This window comes from Vulcanisaeta sp. EB80 (genome assembly GCF_002078205.2).
In genome coordinates this window covers 1-10976 of record NZ_LCWN02000016.1, presented here as the reverse complement: position 1 = coordinate 10976, position 10976 = coordinate 1, and the positions used below count along the sequence as shown (strand labels likewise).

At 44.8% G+C, this 10976-nt stretch carries 13 protein-coding genes; 7 read left to right on the top strand and 6 right to left on the bottom strand.

The annotated features are described in order from the left end of the window. The first annotated feature begins 25 nt into the window (after positions 1 to 25). The gene (locus B7L70_RS04435; RefSeq protein ID WP_081226688.1) at positions 26 to 790 is read left to right on the top strand and encodes an ATPase domain-containing protein; all 765 of its coding nucleotides are present in this window, start codon (positions 26 to 28) and stop codon (positions 788 to 790) included. Between the two features lie 31 nt (positions 791 to 821). Here B7L70_RS04435 and B7L70_RS04430 read toward each other — a convergent pair whose 3' ends face one another. Both B7L70_RS04430 and B7L70_RS04425 read right to left on the bottom strand, forming a co-directional pair. Beyond that, complete coding sequence (locus B7L70_RS04430) at positions 822 to 1886, bottom strand: inositol-3-phosphate synthase (RefSeq protein ID WP_081226687.1); 1065 nt, start codon at positions 1884 to 1886, stop codon at positions 822 to 824. 127 nt (positions 1887 to 2013) lie between these two features. Continuing rightward, positions 2014 to 2502: a hypothetical protein gene (locus B7L70_RS04425; protein ID WP_081226686.1), complete on the bottom strand. Its 489-nt coding sequence runs from the start codon at positions 2500 to 2502 to the stop codon at positions 2014 to 2016. 65 nt (positions 2503 to 2567) lie between these two features. On the opposite strand from B7L70_RS04425, the gene tmk reads away from it, so the two are divergent. Both tmk and B7L70_RS04415 read left to right on the top strand, forming a co-directional pair. Beyond that, positions 2568 to 3161, top strand: coding sequence for a dTMP kinase (gene tmk, locus B7L70_RS04420; protein ID WP_081226685.1), 594 nt, complete (start codon positions 2568 to 2570; stop codon positions 3159 to 3161). Between the two features lie 33 nt (positions 3162 to 3194). Beyond that, positions 3195 to 4178, top strand: a complete 984-nt coding sequence (locus B7L70_RS04415; RefSeq protein WP_081226684.1) for a cyclic pyranopterin monophosphate synthase MoaC — start codon at positions 3195 to 3197, stop codon at positions 4176 to 4178. Between the two features lie 2 nt (positions 4179 to 4180). On the opposite strand, the gene B7L70_RS04410 is transcribed toward B7L70_RS04415, so the two are convergent. Next, complete coding sequence (locus B7L70_RS04410) at positions 4181 to 4870, bottom strand: nucleotidyltransferase family protein (RefSeq protein WP_081226683.1); 690 nt, start codon at positions 4868 to 4870, stop codon at positions 4181 to 4183. A 157-nt stretch (positions 4871 to 5027) separates the two neighbouring features. On the opposite strand from B7L70_RS04410, the gene B7L70_RS04405 reads away from it, so the two are divergent. Further along, complete coding sequence (locus tag B7L70_RS04405; protein ID WP_081226682.1) at positions 5028 to 5708, top strand: 3,4-dihydroxy-2-butanone-4-phosphate synthase; 681 nt, start codon at positions 5028 to 5030, stop codon at positions 5706 to 5708. Between the two features lie 218 nt (positions 5709 to 5926). Next, complete coding sequence (locus B7L70_RS04400) at positions 5927 to 6118, top strand: chromatin protein Cren7 (protein WP_054842248.1); 192 nt, start codon at positions 5927 to 5929, stop codon at positions 6116 to 6118. A gap of 87 nt (positions 6119 to 6205) precedes the next feature. Here B7L70_RS04400 and B7L70_RS04395 read toward each other — a convergent pair whose 3' ends face one another. The 3 genes from B7L70_RS04395 to B7L70_RS04385 are packed head-to-tail and all read right to left on the bottom strand — an operon-like array spanning position 6206 to position 8770. Further along, positions 6206 to 7432 carry a DegT/DnrJ/EryC1/StrS aminotransferase family protein gene (locus B7L70_RS04395; protein WP_081226681.1) on the bottom strand — a complete coding sequence of 409 codons (1227 nt, stop codon included), beginning with the start codon at positions 7430 to 7432 and terminating at the stop codon, positions 6206 to 6208. A gap of 43 nt (positions 7433 to 7475) precedes the next feature. Further along, entirely contained in the window at positions 7476 to 7910 is a 435-nt protein-coding gene (locus B7L70_RS04390; protein WP_081226680.1) for a YkgJ family cysteine cluster protein, read from the bottom strand. Next, complete coding sequence (locus tag B7L70_RS04385) at positions 7910 to 8770, bottom strand: initiation factor 2B (RefSeq protein WP_081226679.1); 861 nt, start codon at positions 8768 to 8770, stop codon at positions 7910 to 7912. Before B7L70_RS04385 ends, B7L70_RS04390 begins: the two co-directional genes overlap by 1 nt. Before the next feature lie 128 nt (positions 8771 to 8898). On the opposite strand from B7L70_RS04385, the gene B7L70_RS04380 reads away from it, so the two are divergent. Then, positions 8899 to 9735, top strand: coding sequence for an ARMT1-like domain-containing protein (locus B7L70_RS04380; RefSeq protein WP_081226678.1), 837 nt, complete (start codon positions 8899 to 8901; stop codon positions 9733 to 9735). 196 nt (positions 9736 to 9931) lie between these two features. Then, positions 9932 to 10976: FAD-dependent oxidoreductase (locus B7L70_RS04375; protein ID WP_081226677.1), on the top strand; the 1045-nt coding region annotated here is incomplete at its 3' end.

Sequence of the window (10976 nt, the reverse complement as noted above, 5' to 3'; positions counted from 1 at the left end):
AACAACCCTGTCTACATTATTACCGATGTCGTTATACTACGATTTAGTCCCCACGGGAATACCAGGGCTTGACGAAGCCGTCGGTGGTGGTTTGATCAGGGGTAGGACGTACTTAATAAGCGGTGAGACAGGTACGGGTAAAACCCTTTTATCGCTATCCTTCCTCATCAATGGCATTTACAGGTATGGCGAGCCTGGAATATACGTGTCCGTCGACGAAACCTACGATCAATTAATGAACGGTGTTAAAAGGTTTGGTTGGGACCTGGAGGCCCTTAGGGAGCAGGGATACCTCGAGGTACTAATTCCCGAGATGGACATAATAGAGAAGATTAGGGAGAAGGACCCAATAACCGTCGCCAAGTCCCTAGTGTACACAATAGCCGACTACGCAAAATCCCTGGAGGCCCAGAGACTCGTCATCGACCCGATAGCACCGCTGGTCACGCTTGAGAAGGATGTCCAGGTGCTTAGGGAGTACATTAGGGCACTTGTTATGGGTATTGAGAGGGAGGTTGGCGTGACCACGATTATAACCACGGAAATACCCACGGGAGCCAGAATGATTTCTAGATATGGTGTTGAGGAGTTCCTAGCCGCTGGAGTTTTCGTAATGGGACTTGCGCAGACAACTGAGGGCGAATTTAAGCGCTACCTATTCATTAGGAAGATGAGGTGGCAGGCTGTACAACCCACGATACTCGAGGTTGAGATACAACCAAAGATTGGTATTGTGGTTAAAGGACCATTAAAGGATGTGCATATACCATTTTATGCCCTGATGATTTAATCAATTCACCTTAATAAATAACCACAAACAATCACCTATCACGCCTACCCTCTATAAACTCTATAAGCCATTGATACGCAACCTCTGGCGGTGCATGAACTGGCGGGTTCTTGAAGGCCCAGGCTGATAAACTAATCAGTGGACCACCGATTTCCCTATCCATTGCCAACTTCACTGTCCTGACTATGTCGATCATGATCCCAGCGTTGTTGAATGGGTCATAAACCTCCAGGTCAACCCTAATCCTAATCGGCACGTTTGCGAAACCCCTAGCCTCAATGAGCATATGAGCAATCTTCCTACTACCCAGGAAGCCTATGTAGGCGACTGGCGATATGTAGGCATCAAAATCCTCACCCTCAGCCATCCTCTTAACAGCCTCCGTCTTAGTCCTCTCCTTCTGACCCTTCCTATACATCAGGTTTAGGAAGTCTGGTGTACCGCCAACATTCAGTTGATACGTACCCTCTATCCTAACGCCCCTAAGGGCTAATAGCCTAACCAGGGTCTTATGCAATACTGTAGCACCAAGCTGGTTCTGGACATCATCACCAGCAAGGGGTAACCTAGCCTCCTCGAACCTTAACTGCCAAACCTTGGATGTGGCTATCACGGATGGCATAGCATTCACAAACGCAACCCTACTCCTAAGGGCAGCCTCAGCATACGCCTCACTAGCCCTCTGGGCACCAGTGGGTAAGTAATTAACTAGAACATGGGCATTTGTACTCTCTAACTCCCTAACCACATCCTCAATAGAACCCTCAACAATGAGTATGAACGAATTCCTCAACTGTTCGGCAACACCATCAAGCAAAGGTCCTGCCTTAACAACAACACCGAGTTTACCGACATCAACAACCCTAGGTGCATTGTTTGGCGGCGTAAATATGGCCTCACCAAGGTCCTTACCAACCTTACGTGAGTCAACATCGAAAGCCGCAACAACCTTAATATCCTTAGCCTCATAGGGCCCAATTCGTTGAAAGGCTAACCCAATTGGGTTTTGCTCCATCTCACAATACTTGAGCCCTTGCACAAATGCCGATGCTGTATTACCGACACCAGCTACTGCAACCCTAATACTCGATTTCATTGTTACGTAATATTAACAGCTATTAATAAACATTTCTACCGAAAGTACGACCACACAATTAAATTCTTGGATCGCTTGGAAATTGAAAACCTAAGTTAATCATAAAACTGCGATTAAGCCTTACTATTCATCGACCCTTCATTAAGGCACCAAGTATCAGTAACACAACGCCTGCTATTCCTAATCCTAAGGCGATCAACACAGAAAGTGCTAGAGGTGCTAATGAGCTTACGTTTACTGTACCGTAAGTATAGTATACGGTTACGACCTCGCTATAATTGTTCATTAGCCTCAACTCCCCAGAACTAACCTCCGGTGCGTAGATGATTACGTATTTACCATAAACGACATTAGTCTCCAACGCACCAGGCCCTGGGGTAATTACCTGCAACGGTCTTCCAAGTGAGTCGTTATATATGACCATTATTGCTGTGTACCCACTCACGTTAGTAATTGGTATTGAGTTGCCGGGACTTACGGTCGTTATATGCGGTGCCTCGGTTACGAGAGACTCCACACGACTGGTTATACCTGAACTTAAATATGTACCTACAAAGAATATGACTGCGGCAAGCACTATGAGCGAGACACCTATTATTAATAATCCCTTCCTCATCCTATCACGTGCGCTACGTAGGGAGATGAGTTATTTAAAGCATACTCACGCATTGTCTAGTAAGTATGTTCATTGCCATCGAGGGTATCGATGGTTCCGGTAAATCCACAGCAATAACTAAGTTGCGAGATAGACTGGTTAGCCGTGGTTTTGCAGTTCATGTAACGTCTGAACCCAGTCAATCACCCATTGGTAGATTGATTAGGGATTGGCTTCTCAAACCAAACTCAGGGGTTGCCCATCCCTCCGTATTCGCACTACTCTTTGTTGCCGACAGGGTTCAGCACTATTATGGTGAGGTAAAGCCCATGCTCGATAAGGACTACCTAGTCATCAGCGAGAGGTACATGGAGTCGACATTAGCTTATCAAGGCGCCATGGGATTACCCATGAGTTGGTTAATCGAGTTGCACAGGCCTGTACCAAGGCCTGACCTAACAATTATTCTTGATGTGCCGGTTGATGTGGCTGTAAATAGATTGAGAAGTAGGCGTGAGTTGGAGGTTTTTGAGATAAACAAGGACTTTCTAGAGAAGGTTAGGGAAATCCTATTGAGTAGGGCACGTGAGGTTGATTACCCAGTAATCAATGCCGATAGGAGTATTGGTGAGGTTGTCGATGACGTATTCGATATAATAACCAGGTACTTAAGGCGATAGTTTAAATATGCGTAATATTGAGTATTTCCCATAATGTCAGTTAAGATGATAGATATAACCAGTAAGGAGCCCGTCTATAGGGAAGCGGTGGCCAGGGGTTTCCTCAAGGTTGATGAGGATACAATGAGTGATTTAATCAATAACGGTGTTAGCGGTCTTGGTAATGCTGCATCAATAGCGAAGATTACGGCAATAAATGCCGTGAAAACCGCGTGGAGGTACATACCACTCCTCCACCCAATACCCATAACCTACGTGGAGGCTAGGGTTCATTATGAGAAGGATGGCATTGAAATGGCCGTACTAGCTAGGACAAGGGCACAGACCGGTGTTGAGATGGATGCCTTGTTTGGATTGTTCACGGGACTCCTGGCTGCCTGGAACACGATCAAGGGTTGCAGCAGGACATGCACCCCTGAGTGGGTCACCAATTTCATGGGTAAGAAGGTGCAAACCTGCGGCTCAAGCCGTGTTGACGGTATGTTCGATATAAGGGTTGTTAATAAGGTCAAGTCTGAGGATAGTGTTGGTCTTGGCATTGAGGATTTCATGGACAATGCCAATGGGCCGCCAATCGTTACAATGTTCGATGTAACCACGGAACCCACGTACTACGGTGAAGCATCGGCTAAGGGATTCATAAGGCTTAGGGAGGAGACCGTGGAGCTCATTAGGCAGGGTAAGGTTGAGAAGGGTGATGTAATCACGGTTTCTAAGACGGCTGCAATAGTGGCTGCCAAGAAGGCATGGGAGATATTACCCCTCGTGCATCTAAACTACCTGACATACGTCAATGTGGATGCTAGAGTTATTGAGGATGGCGTCGAAATCGCTGTCGACACGCGCAATGTGTCTAATACGGGTTCAGCCATGGAGGCTGTGTTCGCCACGGGTGTGGCATTACTGACTGTTTGGGATATGGTTAAGAAATATGAGAAGGATGAGAAGGGTCAATACCCCCATACCGTGATTAGGGAGATTAAGGTGTTGAAGGCTTTGAAAACTCCAGCTGTTTAATATTAATTATAAACCTCCTTAATTACCCGTTCAACTTCTTCAATATCCTTCACGGTATCAACGGACTTCCAATAAACATCCCTATAAACAATGCCCTTAATCCTCCTCTCATTAGCAAGCTTTGGGAACGCGGTCACCTCAATATCACCCTTATCGGGTAAGTACCTAAACACCTCCTTTGTGAACGCGTAGACGCCAGCATTAATTAGATAATCGAGCAATGGCTTTTCCCTAAACTCGGTTATGAAGCCATTATGATCAACATGCACTATGCCGTAGGGGCTCCTCATGGGGACCAGGGCTATTGTGGCTGTGATCTCTTCATTCAATTCATCTATTAACGGCTTTATAGATAGGTTGGTGATTATGTCACCGTTGAGTACGATGAATACCTCATCCTCAAGGAACTTCATGGCGTTCTTGATGGCACCACCCGTACCGAGGGGCTCCTCCTCAACGCTATAGAAAAGCCTAACACCAAACCTGGAACCATCACCCATAACCTCGAAGACCTTAGTCCTCAAGTAACCCACGGCAAGCACTATATCCTTAATGCCCTGCTTACTCAACCACCCAATCTGCCACTGGAGAATTGGTTTACCACCAACTTCCACCAGGGGTTTTGGCCTATCCAACGTCAGGGGTGCAAGCCTTTTTCCAAACCCACCGGCTAGTATTAGTGCCCTTACCATGTATACCGAATAAGCGTTATTAGGTTAATTAACTTTAACCTCATCAAGGTATGCACACCCTATAGCTGGTTACAGAGGTGAAGCTACATGCGGTATCTCTTCATAAACTCTAATTTGAAGTTAAATTTATTAACTTAAACCTTAGGTTTATGAAGTTATGATCGAGAGGGCAATGGAATTGTTAAGGCAGGGTAAGATCATATTCATACATGACTCAGACGATAGGGAGAACGAGGTCGATGCCGTGATAAGGGCTGATTACGTAACACCATCAGTAATAACCTGGATGAGGCACAGGGCTGGCGGTCTTATATGCTTCGTTACTGAGGACTCGATAGGTAGACAGTTGGGACTTCAATTCATGAGCGAAATGCTTCGTAATGTGGGCTTTGACGGCCTCGTTAAAAGACCTAGTTATGGAGATGATCCGGCGTTCTCCATATACGTAAATCATGTTAAGACAAGGACGGGGATTAGGGATAGGGATAGGGCGATGACTATAACGAGGCTCGCGGAAATAGTAAAGATGGTGATAGATGGAAAAGTTAACGAGGCAAGGAAGGTATTTTATGAGGAGTTTTACGCACCAGGTCACGTACCAATACTACTCGGTAGAGTCGGACGTAGATTTGGTCACACGGAGCTTTCGTTAATATTAGCTAAATTATCTAATGTACCACCATCCCTCGTCATAGTCGAGATGCTGAGTGATGACGGTGGAGCAATGGCTAAAGGCGATGTTGAGAATATAGCTAAATCACTTGGTACCGTGGTTGTGGATGGTGATGAAATAATAATGAGGGCCAAGGTAGAGGGTATAATTAATAGTACACCTTAATTTTATACAAGGAAGTCTAACATAACGTATTTTTCTCGTATTACTATCGTCCCTAACGGCTTGATATTGTTTAACCTTGCCTTTTCATAATTATCGTATTATTTGACATTTATTAAGAAACTATGCTAAGTTTGGCGTATTGATACCGATATATTTGTCCGTTGCATTTCCAAGCGATGTTTTTAAATACTCCCGAATTATGAGCTTTATTGACCAATATGGTCTCGCTAGAGGATCTGGCTAAGAGGGAATATGAGGTGGAGGGTAGGAAGTTGAAGCCTACGAAGGTTTGGAAGGTGCAGCCTAAGGGTAGGAAGGGTTTTGTGATGGCGTTGTTCAAGACGCCAGATGGTAAGACTGTTAGGAAGGTAATAGCGAAGGTAGACGAACAAGGAAACATAATAACCTAAACAAAACAAAAACAAACTAAAAATCAAAATTAAAAATAAAACCTTTCTTTTTCCCTTTTATTTCACAGCACTACACTCCTTTAATACTCATCGCCTATAGTATGTAAGTACACGCTTTATTGCCTTAGCCGTGTCCACGGCATCCTCCTCCGTGTATAATGGTCCTATCAAAATCGATACGATGCGCTCCGCTGCCCACTCGGCATTAGGCAATGGTTTGTACGTGACTTTCCTGCCGTAGTATGGGCATGACCAGGGGCAACCCTTCCCGTGATCAGCCATGTTTAGTATTACTGGTTCCTTATGCAGGGGTATTGGGTATACCACCGTAGCTGCCTCGATACCCTCAGCCCTCAATGCATTCACAACCCTATCTCTACCAACCCTTATCTTCTCCAGGTTTAGTATTATTTGGAATAGGTGCCACGCATGCCTGATGTACGGCTTAAGGCGTGGGAACTGTACCAGGTCGTTCTCGATATACTCGAGCTCCTCCATTAATACCTTCGAAAACATCTCCTTGCGCCTTATTATCTCCTCAATCCTCTTCAATTGTGAATAACCAAGGGCTGCCTGAAACTCGGTCATCCTATAGTTATAGCCCAGCAATTCGTAGTAATACTTGCCAGTCTCACCATGACTCCTCAACAACCTAGCCCTCCTAGCCACATCATCGTTGTTCGTAACGACAGCGCCACCCTCTCCCGTCGTTATTGTTTTTGTGGGATAGAAACTAAGTGTTCCGACATCACCAATAGAACCAACGAAACTGCCCCTGTATATGGCACCGAGCGCCTGTGCTGTATCCTCAATGACGTATAATCCCCTCTCCTTTGCAATCTTCATTATCTCATCCATCTCGGCTGGGTAACCAGCCAGGTGAACTACGATGATAGCTTTAGTTCTATCAGTAATGGCTTCCTCGATCGAGGCTGGGCTTATGTTCAGGGTCTCCCTATCAATATCCGCAAAGATGGGGATTGCATTGGAATGTAGTATTGTTGTTGCTGATGCAGCGAATGTTAGGGGTGTTGTGATCACCTCATCCCCAGGTCCAATGCCGAGGGCCTTTAGTGCTACGTGTAGTGCTGCTGTGCCGTTTGAAACAGTTACCGCATACTTAACGCCTAAGTACTTACTTAGTTCTTGCTCAAGGGCGGTATTCCACCTACCACCAATTGCAGATAATTGCCCCGACTTAAGCGCATCAACGACCAACTCGATATCCTCATCGGTTATCCACGGCCGATAACGAAGGGGTGATTTACCATCCCTAATTGGTTTCCCACCCTCAATTGCAGGTAATTCGTTCATTTAAAACAACAGCATGACTTGGCATTATAAATATTATCGTGCCTTAATGAACCTTAACCCTAATCCTGTATAGCCTTGATAATGCTTCCTCCAGTGCCCTGGTTTCGTCAGGGAAATTCTCGAGACCCAAAACCTCACCGGAGTTTACCATGTCATTAACCCACCTGCACTCCCTAGATATTAGTACCTCGCCAGTGTTTGGGTTGTAGAGTAGTGGGTACATTTTACAGGATAGTGGTTTCATGGAATGTATCGTGCATGCCCTACTCTCCTTATCATAAAATGGGCAGTAACCCTTAATCAACCACCTATAAACCCTGACACCATTGATTGACAACTCACGATACCTAATTTCGAAACCCCTATTCTTAGCTAGCGTTTTAACTCTTGTTAATTCCTCTTCAAAGAGTATTGGGCCCCTCTCCTCATTATCAAAGTAACAGCACTCATCGCACCTAAGGCACTGAAACAACTTCATTATTGTTCACCAAGGTTGAGTACATTATTTATGAACGCTTCCCTCAGGCTCTCAATATCCTTGGCCCTCGGTCTCTTAATAACACCAACATCGGTTATTAAGTAATCCACCAAGTCAAAGGGTACCCTATCGAACAATGGAACCTCAATTGTCATGTCACCAATGACCTCACTAACCGTGTAAACCTCGCCAACACCGCCGGTTGCGGCTTTATAGGACTCGGCAATAACTATTGTTTCAACATCGAACCTTCGGGCTGTGATGAGTAGGGTCTCCGTGCCGACCTTATTGAGGAAGTAACCATCGGCATACAGTCCATCGGCACCAACGATAGCGTAGTCAATCCCCCTTTTAATGAAGCTCGCTATTGCTGAGTCAGGTATTGGCTTGATGGTATTCACAAGGCTTGAGTAATCACTAATAGCTTGTGAAACTTCATTACCAGGTCTTGATTCCATTATGAACAGTGATTCGAAGCATTTACCCCATTGCGCCAGTGCTGTCTTAACGGCTGAACTATAGCTAATTGTTATGGCGCTGGATCCGCATTTAATGGCATGCTTATTCAACTGCCCAACTAACCTACTCTGTATCTTTGAGTATTCCTCCTTCAACCTACTGACCACATCATTGATATTAAAGCCCCTATTAAGCGCCTGGTCAATTATGTACGCGAGGTTCGCTAATGATGCCATCCCAGGTCTAATACTCCTTAACCTATTAACCAAGGCCTTGATCTCATCCTCACCAAACCCACTGCTTAGTACCAAGCTCACTGCCTCAATGCCCTTCAGGAAATACCAAGAGGCTCCATGAACCCTATCCTCCCTTAACTCCCTTAATAGTACGTCGATACCCATTATACACCATATCGAAGATAGAGGGGTTATTAAAAACTCATTCCGCACGGCTTATGATGATGACGTGGTTAATCATACTAAATAATTACTACCAATATATTTATTAACTAACTATTTATCAATCGCCAATGCTATATATAGAAGTCCCCGAGTGCATACTATGTGCCCTGGAATCAAGAATGCAGGAGATCAAGAAGTTTGGGGTTAATGATGTTAATAACTACATGAGAATATCGATGAAAATTTCGGAATTAATACCGAGAGGAAGAACCCCACTCTTCATCGAATCATTCGAGGAGATCATACAAATACTAAACAATAATGACCCCCATGCGAAGGAGAAGGTAGAGCTAGAGAACGTGGCCTCATCAATACTACATAGAGTTATTGAAAATGCTGGTGATGATATAACCAGGTACTTCGAGATAGCTGCTGCGGCTAATTCCGTGGATGTCCCAATGAGGGATTATCAATTCGACATAGATGATTTCGTGAATAAATTGCTCGAGGATGCCGTTTGGTTAGGTATTTCTAAGAATAAACTGGGTGAGTTATTGGGTAGCGTAAGGAGTGTGGGTTATGTGGTCGATAATTCAGGTGAATTTCAAATAGATGCTCTATTAATAAGGAGGTTGGTTGACGTCGGCATCAACGTGACTGTTTACGCCAGGGGTTTACCCTACGAGGTTGATGTTACGGCAGATTATGTAAGTAAGGTGCTTAATAATACCAATGTTAAAGTCGTCTCCACAGGCACTAGGTACCCAGTATTTTATAATAGGAGCCTATTAGGGAGCCTTAAGGAGCATGATTTAGTGATCTCTAAGGGGGTGGGCAATTTTGAGGCCTACTTGGAGAATGACCTAAACTTAAAGGTTCTGTTTCTATTCAGGGCTAAGTGCGGACCCATGATTAGGATGCTTAGGGTCCCCAAAAATAGCCCTGTTATCTACTCCACACTCTAAATAATACATTGCAATCACTAAAAACTACATATTAATAAATAGCATTTTATAATAAAAACCTTGACTTATAATAAAATTAATATGCAATTATATGCACATAATAATTCTTCATTATACATAATGATTTACTTGTAGAATTATAGTTGATTTAGGTCCAAGGGAAAAGGCTTATATAATCAATTAATGCATTGCCCACGTGAAGTTCGCACTTAAGTGCTCCCCTGGCCAGAAGATAGAGAGGCGTAGTGAGAGGGTGGCCATTATAGGTGCCGGGCCTGCAGGACTTGGCGCAGCTGGTTACCTGGTATGTAAGGGTTTTCAGGTTGACGTGTATGATAAACTGCCAGAGCCTGGTGGATTAATTATCTTCGGCATCCCTGAGTACAGGGTTCCTAAGAAGAACGTTAGGGCTGGCGTTAAGGAGCTCATAGAGTTGGGTGTAAACTTCATACTCAAGACCAAGGTTGTCGCTGATGAGGAGGTACATGCTGAGGGTGACGATTTTGCGGAGAGCAAGGTGTATCTTGAGGATCTCATTAACAAGTATAATGCCGTATTAATAGCCACGGGGACCTGGAAATCAAGAAACCTTGGCATACCTGGCGAGAACCTAAAGGGCGTCTATCTAGCCCTTGATTACCTATACAGGATATACACGAGTGAGCTTGGTTACCTACCCAAATCCGTGGTATACCCAACAGGTAATAGGGTGGCTGTGATTGGCGCAGGCTTGACGGCCGTCGATGCAGCAATAGAGGCACAGAGGCAGGGTGCTAAGGAGGTTTATGTTCTGTATAGGAGGACGATTAATGAGGCACCAGCAGGTAAGATGGAGATACAGGGCTTGATAAAGAGGGGTATCAAATTCGTGGAGCTCACAAACATAGTGGAGGTCCTAGGCAAGGATCACGTAGAGGCTGTTAAGTTGATAAAGATGAAACTTGGGAAACCCGACAAGAGCGGTAGACCAGCGCCAGAGCCAATTCCAGGTAGTGAGTATACCATGGAGATGGATACGGTAATAGCCGCAATAGGCGAAATACCAACACCGCCATTTAAGGATGGATGTTGCGGAATCAAGTTGACACCCCACGGAACCATAGATATTGATCAGAAACACAGAACAACTAGAAAGGGTGTGTTCGCAGCAGGCGATGTAGCCACCGGACCAAGCCTAATAGGTAAGGCATTAAAGAACGGCATTGATGCCGCTATGGCAATTGAGGAATATTTACTTAAGG